The sequence below is a fragment of the Sodalis sp. RH15 genome, assembly GCF_047324255.1.
In the GTDB taxonomy this organism is placed as follows: Bacteria; Pseudomonadota; Gammaproteobacteria; order Enterobacterales; family Enterobacteriaceae; genus Acerihabitans; species Acerihabitans ligni.
Map to the genome: position 1 here is coordinate 2,066,442 of NZ_CP178738.1, position 14,454 is coordinate 2,080,895.

Genomic DNA, 14,454 nt, shown 5'->3' on the forward strand with positions numbered 1-14,454 from the left:
TGTAAAGACCGCCGCCGAACGTAACAGCCTTATGAATGGTATGGTTGATATTCCGGCCGCGAATGCGTCGATGGCTAAAATGCGCAAGAGAGTCAATAAACGTTGCGACGTCCGAATGCGAGTGATAAAAACGATGGCATCGGATGTTCAAACGGTTTTCGGTCAATGTGGTGAGGGGAAATGAATCAGGTCTTTAATTTTAGCGCCGGCCCGGCAATGATTCCGGCGGAAGTATTGCAGCGCGCGCAGCAGGAATTATGCGACTGGCATGGACTGGGTACGTCGGTCATGGAAATCAGCCACCGCAGCAAGGAATTTATCGAGGTGGCGAAGGAATCCGAACAGGATTTGCGCGAACTGTTGAGTATCCCCGATAATTATAAAGTGCTGTTCAGCCACGGCGGCGCCCGCGCGCAATTCGCCGCGGTGCCGTTGAATCTGCTGGGGGAAGGCGCCGGCGCCGATTACATCGACGGCGGCTATTGGGCCCACAGCGCCGTGGCCGAAGCCCGCAAGTATTGCGATCCCCGGGTCATTGACGTGAAGACCCGCCTTGACGGCATGCGTGCCGTCAAGCCCATGGGCGAATGGGCGCTCTCCGCAGACAGCGCGTATGTGCATTACTGCCCCAATGAAACCATCGACGGGCTGGCCATCGACGAATTACCCGATTTCGGCGACAAGGTGGTGGTGGCGGACTATTCTTCCACCATTCTTTCCCGCCCGCTGGATGTCAGCCGGTTCGGCGTGATTTATGCCGGAGCGCAGAAAAACATCGGTCCGGCCGGGCTGACGCTGGTTATCGTGCGCGAAGATCTGCTGGGCAAGGCCCGGCGCGAAACCCCTTCGGTCCTGGATTACCAGGTGCTGGCGGAAAACGACTCCATGTTCAATACCCCGCCCACCTTTGCCTGGTATCTATCCGGCCTGGTATTTAAATGGCTCAAAGCGCAGGGCGGCCTGGCGGCAATGGATCAGCGCAACCAGGCGAAAGCCGATCTGCTGTACCGGTTTATCGACCGCAGCGAATTTTACCGTAACGATGTGGCGCCGGCTAACCGTTCACGCATGAACGTTCCCTTCCTGCTGGCGGATGCGGCGTTGGACAAGCTGTTCCTGGAGGAATCCGTTGCCGCCGGTTTGCATGCCCTGAAAGGTCACCGCGCGGTGGGCGGAATGCGCGCGTCGCTCTATAATGCCATGCCGCTGGCGGGCGTTGAGGCCCTGGTGGCGTTTATGACCGAATTCGCCCGGCGGCACGGCTGATCTTTCGCGGCCTCCGCTGTACGAATAGAATGAAATAACCTGCGACCCCGACCTTACCGCCGGGGTCGCTGATTTTTTAATTGTTGGAGAACGTGTTTCACATGCAGGAATCCCTGACCCTACAACCGGTGGCGCACATCAACGGCATCGTTAACCTGCCCGGTTCGAAAAGCGTATCGAACCGTGCTTTGCTGTTGGCGGCACTGGCCCGCGGCACCACCCGGCTGACCAACCTGTTGGACAGCGACGATGTGCGTCATATGCTGGCGGCCCTGGCGGCGTTGGGCGTCACCTACCGCCTGAGCGCCGACCGTCGGCAGTGCGAGGTTGACGGACAGGGGCATGCCCTGACCGCCGCCGCGCCCCTGGAGCTGTTCCTGGGTAACGCCGGCACCGCCATGCGGCCGCTGGCGGCCATGTTATGCCTGGGCCGGCATGACATCCTGCTCACCGGCGAACCGCGCATGAAAGAGCGCCCCATCGGGCATTTGGTGGATGCTCTGCGCCAGGGCGGCGCCGAGGTGGAATACCTGGAACAGGAAAATTACCCGCCGCTGCGCCTGCGGGGCGGTTTCCGCGGCGGCGAGATCGAGGTGGACGGCACTGTTTCCAGCCAGTTTCTCACCGCCCTGCTGATGGCGGCGCCGCTGGCGGCGGAAGATACGGTAATCCGCATTAAAGGGGAACTGGTCTCCCGGCCCTATATAGACATCACCCTGGCCCTCATGGAAACTTTCGGCATCCGGGTTCGCCATGAAAATTACCGGGTTTTTTACCTCAAAGGCAATGAATGCTATCGCTCACCGGGGCATTATCTGGTGGAAGGGGATGCCTCTTCGGCGTCCTATTTTCTGGCGGCGGCGGCTATTCGCGGCGGCACCGTCCGGGTGACCGGCATCGGTAAAAACAGCGTGCAGGGCGATATCCGCTTTGCCGATGTGCTGGAGCGCATGGGCGCGGTTATCCGCTGGGGCGATGATTTTATCGAGTGTACCCGCGGCGAGCTGCATGCGGTGGATATGGACATGAATCATATTCCCGACGCCGCCATGACCATCGCCACCACCGCGCTGTTTGCCGGCGGCACCACCCGGCTGCGCAATATTTATAATTGGCGGGTGAAAGAGACCGACCGGCTGTCGGCAATGGCCGCCGAACTGCGCAAAGTGGGCGCAGAGGTAGTGGAAGGGGAGGATTTCATCGAGATAACCCCGCCCAAGACGCTGAAGTTCGCCGAAATCGGCACCTACAACGATCACCGGATGGCAATGTGTTTTTCATTGGTAGCCTTATCCGATACGCCGGTCACCATACTCGATCCCAAATGCACCCATAAGACTTTTCCGGATTATTTTCAGCAGCTGGCGGCCATCAGCACGCTGAAGTAGACGCCGGTCCGGCGGAGGGATGACGGTCTTTTTTGTCCCGTGGCTCTCCCTGACGCATTGGGCCGTTAGTCGTGGAACATAATGGAAGCGGGTAGGGAAATTGTCGGATTGCCCGCGGAGCCAATCCTGTCGCCGGCTTGGCCGCTTAAGGATATTCCTTGCCGCCGGTCCGCGCGGAAACGGCGCGGGCAGACTACAATCGAGCCAACGCGCGGAAGATATTTCCTTATTGGATTAGCCGCGTGCAAGGGTAACCTATATTCCATAATGATGCGTATAATGTCCCACAAGACGTTTCGTTATTATGGAAATGAAGTTTCCCGCTGAGAGGAGAAAACAACAATGGCAGCAGTCGTCCCGGTGATCACCATCGACGGACCGAGCGGTGCAGGGAAAGGTACGTTGTGTAAAGCATTGGCGGAAGCATTGCAGTGGCATTTGCTCGATTCCGGTGCCATTTACCGGGTTTTGGCGTTGGCGGCATTACACCATCAAGTGGATATCAGTGCCGAAGACACCCTTGTTCCTCTGGCCGCGCACCTTGATGTGCATTTCAAGGTACTGGACGGGCAGTTGGAAATCGTGCTGGAAGGGGAAGATGTCGGCCAGGAAATCCGTACTGAAACCGTTGGCAATACCGCCTCGAAAATCGCCGCTTTTCCGCGGGTCCGCGAGGCATTGCTGCGCCGCCAGCGCGCTTTTCGCGAAGCGCCGGGGCTTATCGCCGACGGCCGGGATATGGGCACGGTGGTGTTCGCCGACGCGCCGGTGAAGATTTTTCTTGACGCGTCGCCGGAAGAAAGAGCGCACCGACGCATGCGGCAGTTGCAGGAAAAGGGCTTTAGTGTTAACTTTGAACGCCTTTTATCCGAGATAAAAGAACGGGACAGCCGCGACAGGAATCGTCCGGTGGCGCCGCTGATACCGGCGCCTGACGCGCTGGTACTGGATTCCACCAGTATGACTATCGAAGAAGTGATAGCCCAGGCGTTAAGCCATTCCCGACGGATCCTGGCGTTAGCATAGCTGTGCATGAATCAAATACCCTGTTGCAAGGACCGGCAACGGGGCGTGTAAAACAACCCCATCAAGCAGGATGCCGGATGGACGTTAATCAAAAACACCTGAAGATTATCAAATATGACAGAATCTTTTGCTCAACTCTTTGAAGAATCCCTGAAAGAAATCGAAACCCGCCCCGGTTCGATTGTACGCGGTACCGTTGTATCCATCGATAAAGATGTCGTTCTGGTTGACGCCGGACTGAAATCCGAATCCGCCATTCCCATTGAACAGTTCAAAAATGCCCAGGGCGAACTGGAAATCAAGGTCGGCGATCAGGTTGACGTTGCGCTTGACGCAGTGGAAGACGGTTTCGGCGAGACACTGCTGTCCCGTGAAAAGGCCAAGCGCCATGAAGCCTGGCTGATGCTGGAAAAAGCCTACGAAGAAGCCGCTACCGTTACCGGCATCATCAACGGCAAGGTCAAGGGCGGCTTCACCGTCGAACTGAACGGCATCCGTGCGTTTTTGCCGGGTTCGCTGGTGGACGTGCGTCCGGTACGCGATACCCTGCATCTGGAAGGCAAAGAGCTTGAGTTTAAAGTGATCAAGCTGGACCAGAAACGCAACAATGTCGTCGTTTCCCGTCGTGCGGTCATCGAATCCGAAAACAGCGCTGAACGTGACCAACTGCTGGAAAACCTGCAGGAAGGCATGGAAGTCAAGGGTATCGTCAAGAACCTTACCGACTACGGCGCCTTCGTTGATCTGGGCGGCGTGGACGGCCTGCTGCACATTACCGATATGGCCTGGAAGCGCGTTAAGCATCCGAGCGAAATCGTCAATGTCGGCGATGAAATCACCGTCAAGGTTCTGAAATTCGATCGCGAACGCACCCGTGTTTCCCTGGGCCTGAAACAGCTTGGCGAAGATCCGTGGGTCGCTATTGCCAAACGTTATCCTGAAGGTACCCGCCTGACCGGCCGCGTCACCAATCTTACCGATTACGGCTGCTTCGTTGAAATCGAAGAAGGCGTTGAAGGTCTGGTGCACGTTTCGGAAATGGATTGGACCAACAAGAACATCCATCCGTCCAAGGTTGTCAACGTGGGCGACGTGGTTGAAGTGATGGTGCTGGATATCGACGAAGAACGCCGCCGCATCTCCCTGGGCCTGAAACAGTGCAAAGCCAACCCGTGGCAGCAGTTCGCCGAAACCCACAACAAGGGCGACCGCGTTGAGGGCAAGATCAAGTCCATTACCGATTTCGGTATCTTTATCGGCCTGGACGGCGGTATCGACGGTCTGGTCCATCTGTCCGATATTTCCTGGAACGTGGCCGGTGAAGAAGCCGTGCGCGAATACAAGAAAGGTGACGAAATTGCCGCCGTTGTGCTGCAGGTGGACGCAGAACGCGAACGTATTTCCCTCGGCGTGAAGCAGCTGGCTGAAGACCCGTTCAATAACTATTTGTCTTTGAACAAGAAAGGCACCATTGTTACCGGTAAAGTCACTGCAGTTGACGCGAAAGGTGCTACAGTTGAATTAGCAGGTGGCGTGGAAGGATATCTGCGCGCCTCTGAAGCCTCGCGTGACCGCATTGAAGACGCTACACTGGTTCTGAACGTGGGCGACGACGTTGAAGCAAAATTCACCGGCGTTGATCGTAAAAACCGCGTTGTGAGCCTGTCGGTACGTGCCAAGGACGAAGCTGACGAGAAAGAAGCTATCGCTACTGTGAATACCAAGCAGGAAGATACCGGCAACTTCTCCAGCGCTATGGCCGAAGCGTTCAAAGCAGCTAAAGGCGAATAATAAGGGGGAGCGGTTTTATCGCCGCTCCTGGACGGTAGCTAAGTGAGTCGCGCGCCGCTTTGATGATGGTGGGTGCGCGAACTTGGAGGAACTATGACCAAGTCTGAACTTATTGAAAGACTTGCTGGCCAGCACGCTCATATACCGGCTAAAGTTGTTGAGGATGCGGTGAAAGAGATGCTTGAACATATGGCGACCACCCTCGCCAGCGGTGAGCGCATCGAAATCCGTGGTTTCGGCAGTTTTTCGCTTCACTACCGTGCACCGCGAGTCGGACGTAACCCGAAAACCGGGGATAAAGTGGAATTGGAAGGCAAATACGTCCCCCATTTCAAACCCGGCAAGGAATTACGCGACCGCGCCAATATTTATGGTTCATAACGCAAAGATCATGCTATAAGCGCGTTTGAAAACCTCGCATATAAGACACCTTCGGGTGTCTTTTTTTTGTTTTCGCGGTAGGGATAACGTCCTAAGCGGCAAGAAAATGCGCGTGAATACGCATCATTAGCTGTATCGCTGCAATCACAGCACTCTTTGCCGAACGGGCCGCGATAACTGATCATAGGGCGATGGCGCCGCCCGCCAGGCTATTCCACAATCGGTTGATACTCCCCTCCCGGGGCCTGCTGATTCATTTCCTGACGGATCATGGATGCCGATATCTCTTAATCACCTTGCCTTGTCCGCCATTCTCGGCGTGCTGCCGCTGACCTTGCTGCCGCAATTGCCCGGCACGGCGACGCTTTACGGCATTATGGCCGTAGCCTGGCTGCTGGTCATGAGCCGGGCATATTTCCCGCAGCTGGCGGCCGTTGCCTTGGCGAGCTTTGTCTGGGGATGCTGGTGCGCCGGGCATCTATTACAGCAAACCTCGCAGCTGTCCAGGCCCATAATCACCGTACAGGCTACCATCGCCAGCATCTCTTATACTGAGCATCCCCGCTCGAGGGCGCTAATAAAAATTACCCACGCCGGCGGTCGGCGGGTCTTCCCGCCGGTTTATGCCTCGGTAGGCTGGGCGTCGTTGCCGTCGCCGTGGTGCGCCGGCCAGCAATGGCGGATGACCTTGAAACTGCGGCCACAGCACAGCCGCCTGAATGAGGGCGGTTTCGACAGCCAGCGCTGGGGCATCGCCAATCATCAGCCGCTGGTGGGACGAGTCATCAAGGCCAGGGTTATAGATGCCCGCTGCAACCTGCGCCAGCGGCTGATAGATAATTCATACCGGCATATCAAGGGGCTTGACTGGCCGTCAATCCTGCTGGCGCTGGCTTTCGGCGAGGGTAAAACCATGCCGGAGAATATCCGATTGGCGCTGCAGCAAACCGGCACCGCCCATTTGATGGCCATCTCCGGCCTGCACATCTCCCTTGCGGCCATGTTCGGCTGGCTGGTGGGGCGGGGCGGGCAGTTTTTCCTGCCGATGCGTTGGATAAGCCCGGCCATGCCTTTGGCGGTGAGCTGGCTGACCGCCGCGGGCTACGTCTGGATCTCCGGCGTCAATTTTCCGGCGGTCCGGGCCCTGATTGCGCTGTCCTTGTGGATCCTGCTGCGTATACGCGGAGCCCATTGCAGCGCCTGGCAAGTCTGGCTGTGGTGCGTCGCCCTGATACTGGTTACCGACCCTCTTAGCGTGCTGTCCACCAGTCTGTGGTTATCCTGCCTGGCGGTATCGGCACTCATTTTCTGGTTTCAATGGGCGCCGCTGCCGGTTGGCTGCCAATCCGGCAAGCGATGGCTCGTCCTGCGCTGGCTGCATCTGCAAACCGGAATGACCCTGTTGCTGCTGCCGCTGCAATGGGGTTTGTTCCACGGCGCCAATCCCTGGTCCTTACCCGCCAATCTCTGGGCGGTGCCGCTGGTTTCATTCATCACCACCCCGCTGATTCTTTCGGCCCTGTGTTTTACCCTGCAGCCGCAGGTGGGAGCGTTATTATGGCGTTTGGCAGACTACTCCCTAGACTGGGTGTTCATGCCATTGCCCAGATTGCAGCGAGGCTGGTTTGCGCTGGCGGAAACCGGCATGGCTTTCAGTATCGGCGGCTGGCTGGCGGTGGTTATCTGGCGCTTCGGCTGGTGGAAAACCTATGGGTTGAACATGGCGGTGATAAGCGCTCTGCTGTTGCAGCCCAAGGAAAACCAGCGTCCACGCTGGCGGCTGGATATGCTGGATGTGGGTCACGGCCTGGCGGTGGCCGTGGAACGCAACGGCCGGGTGTTTTTATACGATACCGGCGTCAGCTGGAAAGGCGGCGACATCGGCAAAGCTGAAATCGTGCCTTATTTCATCTGGCGCGGCCTGGCGCCGGAGGCCATCTGGCTGAGCCACAGCCATCAGGATCATATCGGCGGTTTGGATACCCTTAAGAAGGTCTATCCCCGTGTCCCGGTGGCCAGCTCCTATCGCGCCGACGATCACCGGCCCTGTCTCAAGGGGCAGCGCTGGGTCTGGCAGGGGTTGCGGTTTGAGGTGCTGTGGCCGCCCAAGCAGGTGGCGAAAGCCAATAATAATGATTCGTGCGTGATTCGAATCGATGACGGCAAGTATCGGGTGCTGCTGACCGGCGATATCGAAGCGCCGGCGGAGCGGGCCCTTATCCGCGCCGGCCGCGGTTTATTGCGGGCGGATATTTTGCAAGTGCCGCACCATGGCAGCAAAACTTCGTCCACCAGACCGTTTTTGAGAGCGGTGCGGCCCAAGGCCGCCCTGGCATCGGCGGCGCGTTTCAACCAGTGGCATCTGCCGGCGGAAAAGATCCGTCTTCGATACCGTCAAGAGGGCATTCCCTGGCACGATACCGGACGATCGGGACAGATCAGCGTGCGGTTTTACGATGATAAATGGGTGATAAAAGGTTATCGGGAACAAATAATGCCCCGATGGTATCACCAGTGGTTTGGCGTCCAGGCGGATAATGGGTAGAATGGTCGGCTATTTAGTCTAAGCGCTGGTTAATTGAATGCTAAATGATAAAGATCTCTCCACGTGGCAGACGTTTCGTCGCCTCTGGCCGATGATCTCCCCTTTTAAGACCGGCTTGATCGCCGCGTCTATTGCGCTGATTCTTAATGCTGCCAGCGATACGTTAATGTTATCGCTGCTTAAGCCTCTTTTGGATGATGGCTTTGGTAAAACCAACAGCCGAATCCTGGTCTGGATGCCTCTGGTGGTCATCGGTTTGATGATAGTGCGCGGGGTGACCGGATTTGTCTCAAGCTACTGCGTGGCATGGGTATCCGGCAAGGTGGTGATGCAGATGCGCCGTCGGCTGTTCAGCCATATGATGGGCATGCCGGTATCCTTTTTCGATCAGCAATCCACCGGCACGCTCCTGTCGCGCATCACCTATGACTCGGAGCAGGTGGCTTCGTCGTCGTCCGGCGCGCTGATAACGGTCATCCGTGAAAGCGCCTCGATTATCGGCCTGTTTGTCATGATGTTCTATTACAGCTGGCAGCTCTCCTTGATCCTGGTGGTTATCGCGCCCATCGTCTCGGTGTCTATCCGTCAGGTGTCCAAGCGCTTTCGCAATATCAGTAAAACCATGCAGAATACCATGGGCCAGGTCACCACCAGCGCCGAACAAATGCTCAAGGGACACAAAGAAGTATTGATTTTCGGCGGCCAGAAGGTGGAAAGCGAACGCTTCGACCATGTCAGTAACCGGATGCGGCAGCAGGGCATGAAAATGGTGTCCGCCGCGTCGGTATCCGACCCGGTGATCCAGTTTATCGCTTCCCTGGCACTGGCCTTTGTACTGTATGCCGCCAGTTTCCCAAGCGTTATGCAAAACCTGACCGCCGGGACCATCACGGTAGTGTTTTCATCTATGATTGCCCTGATGCGGCCGCTGAAATCCCTCACTAACGTCAACGCGCAGTTTCAGCGCGGCATGGCGGCCTGCCAGACCCTATTCGCCATTTTGGATATGGAAAAGGAAAAGGATGAAGGCACGCGGGTTGTCGAGCGCGCCGAAGGAAATATTGAATTCCGTCACGTGACCTTCTCTTACCCGGGCTCCGATGTACCCTCGCTGCGGGATATCAATCTGACCATCCCGGCGGGTAAAACCGTGGCGCTGGTGGGACGTTCGGGTTCCGGAAAATCCACTATCGCCAATCTGCTGACCCGTTTTTATGACGTGCAGGAAGGGCAGGTGCTGCTGGACGGCTATGATCTGCGGGAATATACCCTGCCGTCGCTGCGGGATCAGGTGGCGCTGGTGTCACAAAATGTGCATCTTTTCAATGACACCATTGCCAATAATATTGCCTATGCCCGCAAGGACCGGTTCACCGCGGCGGAAATCGAGAATGCGGCCCGCATGGCTTACGCCATGGACTTTATTGAAAAAATGGAGCACGGGCTGGATACGGTAATCGGCGAGAACGGCGTATTGCTCTCGGGGGGGCAGCGCCAGCGCATCGCGATTGCCCGTGCGCTGCTGCGCGACTGTCCGGTGTTGATTCTTGATGAAGCCACTTCGGCGCTGGATACCGAATCGGAACGCGCCATACAGAAAGCGCTGGACGAACTGCAGAAAAACCGCACCTCGCTGGTGATTGCCCATCGGCTGTCAACCATCGAAAAAGCGGATGAAATCCTGGTGGTGGAAGACGGCAGAATCGTTGAGCGCGGCTCGCACGGAGAGCTATTGGCTAAAAAAGGCGCCTATGCCCAACTCTACCGGCTGCAGTTCGGCAATGATTGATCGCATCTGGTTCGGCGGAACGCGGTGGTATTGGCTTTTACTGCCCTTTTCCTGGCTGTACGGACTGGTGAGCGCCCTGATTAAAGCCAGCTACCGGCGGGGCTGGCGCCAAACCTCGCGTTTCCCGTTGCCGGTGGTGGTGGTGGGAAATCTGACGGCGGGGGGCAATGGAAAAACGCCGGTGGTATTGTGGCTGGTGACGCATTTGCAGCAGAGGGGATGGCGGGTCGGCGTCGTTTCCCGCGGCTATGGCGGCCGGGCCGAACGGTATCCGCTGCTGCTGGACGACAAAACCCATCCCCGGCAGGCCGGGGATGAGCCGGTGCTGATTTTTCAGCGCACCGGCGCACCGGTGGCGGTCTCCCCCAGCCGCGTCGACGCGGTGAAGGCCTTGCTGAAACAGCAGCCCCTGGATGTGGTGATTACCGACGACGGATTGCAGCATTATGCGCTGGCCCGCGATATCGAATGGGTGGTGATAGACGGCGAGCGGCGGTTCGGCAACGGCTGGTGGCTGCCGGCCGGCCCGATGCGCGAGCGTGCCTCTCGGCTAAAAAGCGTCAGCGCAATCATCACCAACGGCGGCCGTGCGCTGCCGGGGGAGGTGCCGATGCGGCTGCTGGCGGGGGAGGCCGTCAATCTTGTCAGCGGACAGACCCGGAAAGTGGATAGCCTTTCCCAGGTGGTGGCAATGGCGGGCATCGGCCATCCGCCACGCTTTTTTGCCACGCTGCGCGCACAGGGCGTCGAGCCGGTACGGGAAGTCTCCTTCGCCGATCATCAGTCCTATCGGCGCCAACAGCTGTCTGTCCTGACCTCGCCGGGACAGGTCCTGGTAATGACGGAGAAAGACGCGGTTAAATGCAGGGAGTTCGCGCAGGAGAACTGGTGGTATATCCCGGTGAATGCCCGATTGCCGGAGGGGGATGAAGAATCGTTGCTAGCACCCATTGAACAACTTATCCGGCGCTATCGCCAAGGAACCGCGCCTTCGAATTGACCAGCCCAAAAAAACAATCGGCCCGATGGGGATACCATCAGGCCGAGAGAGCGATGTATTTCTTGCTTAGCGGCTAAAATTAGCGAACATAGCAATGATTTTATTTACTGTTTTCATGGCAGGTTGTCTCTTAAATTCCGAAACTGTGATGTGGCTCACAAAAAATACTACGCTTTTAACATCTCGAGATCAATCACCTTTGTACAAAATTTGATAGTTATGGCCTCCTGTTGCGATAGGCGGGAGGTGGCGATGTTCTCAGGCACTCTTCTGGCTCCTTACACACTATTGCGGCACTCTTCCATTCCCGCCCGGCAGCGCAATATGCTATCCTCAGGGCCATCAACCCATGGCGGGATATGTAGGCTGGAGGAAACATGGATCATCGTTTACTGGAAATCGTAGCGTGCCCGGTATGTAATGGAAAACTTTATTTTAACAAAGAAAAACAAGAGCTTATTTGCAAGTCAGACGCCTTGGCTTACCCGGTTCGCGACGGTATCCCGGTCCTGCTGGAAAGCGAGGCCCGCGCAATGACCCTGGACGAGACAAATCAATGAGTTTTGTTGCTATTATTCCCGCACGGTTCGCATCCAGCCGTTTGCCGGGCAAACCGCTGGCGGATATCAATGGTAAGCCGATGGTGGTGCATGTGATGGAGCGGGCCCGTGAGTCCGGGGCGGATCGTGTCATTGTGGCCACCGATCATGCCGGCGTGGTGGACGCGGTCCGGCAGGCGGGCGGTGAGGTCTGCCTCACGCGGGCCGACCATCACTCCGGTACCGAACGCCTGGCGGAAGTGATTGAACGCTATCAATTCAAAGATTCCCAAATCGTGGTGAATGTGCAGGGCGACGAGCCCCTAATCCCGCCGTCGATTATCCGCCAGGTCGCGGATAACCTGGCGAACTGCGAGGCGGGCATGGCTACCCTGGCGGTGCCGATCCGCACGGCGGAGGAAGCCTTTAACCCGAATGCGGTTAAGGTGGTCATGGATGCCAAAGGGTTCGCGCTCTACTTTTCACGGGCGCCGATTCCCTGGGATCGCGAGCGTTTCACACAGTCCCGGGAACAGATTGGCGATACCTTCCTGCGGCATATCGGCATATATGCCTATCGGGCCGGTTTTATCCGCCGCTACGTCGATTGGTCCCCCAGCCGCCTGGAGCAAATCGAAATGCTCGAACAGCTCAGAGTGCTCTGGTACGGTGAAAAAATCCACGTGGCGGTGGCCAGGGAAGTGCCGGGTCTCGGCGTGGATACTCAGGAAGAATTGAACCTGGTCCGCCAGCTGTTGCAACAGCCGTAATGCCAATACATTAAGATTGATATCGGATTAGCGGTGCTAATCCGGTATCATTGCCTCGATTACCGGTCTTTTCCGCTAAAGCTTGATCTGAAACGAGGAATTTTCCTGACGATGCCAGCATCATGACGAGTGTATATTATTCATTCTTTATTATTACTGGTTAAGGTTCTATCTGTCATGGAACAGTTGAAAGCGGAGTTAAGCGCTGTATTGGGCGAGCCTTTAAGCCGTCTCGAACGGATTAGCGAACAGCCCTACGCACACCTTTACGCCATGTACGATAAGGAAGGAAATCCGCTGTCTTTGCTGGCGAAAAGTTACGTCTGCCAGGGTATCGCCCAGCAGGAAGCCTACAAACTCTCCATGCTGGCCCGTGAGGGGGACGTGCGGTTGCCGACGGTATACGGACTGGTGGTCACCCAGCAAGCGCCTTATAAAGAGCTGTTGCTGATGGAACGCCTGCGCGGAGTTTCGGTGGAAGCGCCCACCCGGACGCCCCAGCGCTGGGCGCTGCTGAAAGATCATATCGTCGAATGCGTGCTGGCCTGGCATCGCATCGATAGCCATGGCTTAGTGGGCACGGTGGACAGTACCCAGGATAATACCTGGTCGAAATGGTACGCGCAGCGTATGGAAGTGATTTGGTCAACCCTGCTGAAAGTTTCGGCCCCGCTGTTGACCTATGAAGATCGAAGCTTATTGTTCCGCACCCGCCAAAGCAGGGAAAAGCTGTTCGCGGAGGACCCTGAAAACTGCGTGCTGGTGCACGGCAATCTTACCTTGCGCAGCATGCTGAAAGATTCCCGCACCGACCAGTTGCTGGCGATGCTCAACCCCGGCCCGATGTTATGGGCGCCAAGGGAATATGATCTGTTCCGGCTGTGCGAGGACGGCATGGCGAAAGAGCTATTGTACCATTACCTCAGCAAGGCGCCGGTATCGGAAGCCTTTCTTTACCGCCGCTGGATTTACGCTATCTGGGAGGCGGCGGCCCGCTATATCCACACCGGTTTTCTCGATCGCGGCGTGTTCCAACAGGCCGGTCCCGAGCTGCGGCCCTGGCTGGATTGACCCCCCCTGAACTCAGGTGGCGGAATCGCCGGTCATCCTCTGCCAAAGTCCGCCTAGAGTCTCATACCAGGCGCGTTCCGTATGTCCCAGCCAGAGCGCCGAGGGATAAATCCGTTCCCAGAAATTCAACGCACTGGTCACTGCCAGCTGATTAGCCGGCACCGGAATCGGCGATAGGCCCGAGGCCTGGAAGAAACGCATTGCCCGCGGCAAATGATTGGCCGACGTCACCAGAAGAAACGGTGCCCGGCCCACCAGGGCTGCGACGCCGGCGGCTTCCTGCCCGGTATCGCGGGGCTTTTTCAGCTTGATGATATCCCCGGCCGGGACCCCGAGGCTTTCCGCTACCCGCGCGGCGGTTTCAGCGCTGCTGACCGGATTGTCCGCCGCCGCGCCGCCGGTGAAGACCATTTTGGACCCGGGATGGTTTCGGTACTGTCTGATACCTTCCACCACCCGCGGCAGGCTATTATTGACCAGGTTGGAGCTCGGCGCCCAATGGGGATTAAAGGTATACCCGCCCCCCAGCACCACCACATAAGCGATGCTGGTCCCGGTATCGTCATAAGTGGGATAGGCCGCTTCCAAGGGAGCGAGCAGCCTGTCCGCAATGGGTTGCAGGCTTAACAGCAGCAGGGTAAGCCAGCTTAGGGATACCAGGATTCTGCCGGTTATCTGCCGGCGGCTGAACCAAAGCAGAATAAGGCCCGCCGCCATTAGCAGCATAAGCAGCGGTAAAGGCGACAGCAGGCCGCCGACTATTTTTTTAAGCGCAAAAAGCATCAAAAAACGCTCCTATTGGGTGAAATCTAAGCAACCAGGCACGATCCGGCGCCATAAAGATCCATTCTAAGTCAGCCTGTGACAAAATAGTTTATTCACGGCGGG

Annotated in this window: 12 protein-coding genes; 11 read left to right on the plus strand and 1 reads right to left on the minus strand. The window is 57.2% G+C overall.

All coding sequences use genetic code 11. The features are described from left to right. Positions 1-180: 180 nt before the first annotated feature. From serC to ACL2XO_RS09695, 11 genes are all read left to right on the plus strand, one after another. Positions 181-1,266 (plus strand): 3-phosphoserine/phosphohydroxythreonine transaminase, encoded by a 1,086-nt coding sequence (gene serC, locus ACL2XO_RS09645; protein WP_413742599.1) that lies wholly within the window; start codon positions 181-183, stop codon positions 1,264-1,266. 101 nt (positions 1,267-1,367) lie between these two features. Continuing rightward, positions 1,368-2,654, plus strand: a complete 1,287-nt coding sequence (gene aroA / locus ACL2XO_RS09650; RefSeq protein WP_413742600.1) for a 3-phosphoshikimate 1-carboxyvinyltransferase — start codon at positions 1,368-1,370, stop codon at positions 2,652-2,654. Positions 2,655-2,996: 342 nt separating this feature from the next. Then, a complete protein-coding gene (gene cmk, locus ACL2XO_RS09655) occupies positions 2,997-3,680 on the plus strand; it encodes a (d)CMP kinase (RefSeq protein WP_132922648.1) in 684 nt (227 codons plus the stop codon). Between the two features lie 114 nt (positions 3,681-3,794). Next, positions 3,795-5,471 carry a 30S ribosomal protein S1 gene (gene rpsA, locus ACL2XO_RS09660; protein ID WP_132922647.1) on the plus strand — a complete coding sequence of 559 codons (1,677 nt, stop codon included), beginning with the start codon at positions 3,795-3,797 and terminating at the stop codon, positions 5,469-5,471. Between the two features lie 93 nt (positions 5,472-5,564). Beyond that, the gene (gene ihfB / locus ACL2XO_RS09665; protein ID WP_132922646.1) at positions 5,565-5,852 is read left to right on the plus strand and encodes an integration host factor subunit beta; all 288 of its coding nucleotides are present in this window, start codon (positions 5,565-5,567) and stop codon (positions 5,850-5,852) included. Between the two features lie 274 nt (positions 5,853-6,126). Next, positions 6,127-8,397, plus strand: coding sequence for a ComEC family protein (locus ACL2XO_RS09670; RefSeq protein ID WP_413742601.1), 2,271 nt, complete (start codon positions 6,127-6,129; stop codon positions 8,395-8,397). A gap of 37 nt (positions 8,398-8,434) precedes the next feature. After that, positions 8,435-10,186, plus strand: a complete 1,752-nt coding sequence (msbA, locus tag ACL2XO_RS09675) for a lipid A ABC transporter ATP-binding protein/permease MsbA (protein ID WP_132922641.1) — start codon at positions 8,435-8,437, stop codon at positions 10,184-10,186. After that, positions 10,179-11,186 carry a tetraacyldisaccharide 4'-kinase gene (lpxK, locus tag ACL2XO_RS09680; RefSeq protein WP_413743051.1) on the plus strand — a complete coding sequence of 336 codons (1,008 nt, stop codon included), beginning with the start codon at positions 10,179-10,181 and terminating at the stop codon, positions 11,184-11,186. The genes msbA and lpxK overlap by 8 nt, the downstream gene beginning before the upstream one ends. A 377-nt stretch (positions 11,187-11,563) precedes the next feature. Beyond that, positions 11,564-11,746, plus strand: coding sequence for a Trm112 family protein (locus tag ACL2XO_RS09685; RefSeq protein WP_132922640.1), 183 nt, complete (start codon positions 11,564-11,566; stop codon positions 11,744-11,746). Next, entirely contained in the window at positions 11,743-12,495 is a 753-nt protein-coding gene (gene kdsB / locus ACL2XO_RS09690; RefSeq protein ID WP_132922639.1) for a 3-deoxy-manno-octulosonate cytidylyltransferase, read from the plus strand. Before ACL2XO_RS09685 ends, kdsB begins: the two co-directional genes overlap by 4 nt. A 177-nt stretch (positions 12,496-12,672) precedes the next feature. Beyond that, positions 12,673-13,566: a YcbJ family phosphotransferase gene (locus ACL2XO_RS09695; RefSeq protein WP_132922638.1), complete on the plus strand. Its 894-nt coding sequence runs from the start codon at positions 12,673-12,675 to the stop codon at positions 13,564-13,566. A 12-nt stretch (positions 13,567-13,578) separates the two neighbouring features. Here ACL2XO_RS09695 and elyC read toward each other — a convergent pair whose 3' ends face one another. Next, positions 13,579-14,349, minus strand: a complete 771-nt coding sequence (elyC, locus tag ACL2XO_RS09700) for an envelope biogenesis factor ElyC (RefSeq protein WP_413742602.1) — start codon at positions 14,347-14,349, stop codon at positions 13,579-13,581. Positions 14,350-14,454: the final 105 nt, after the last annotated feature.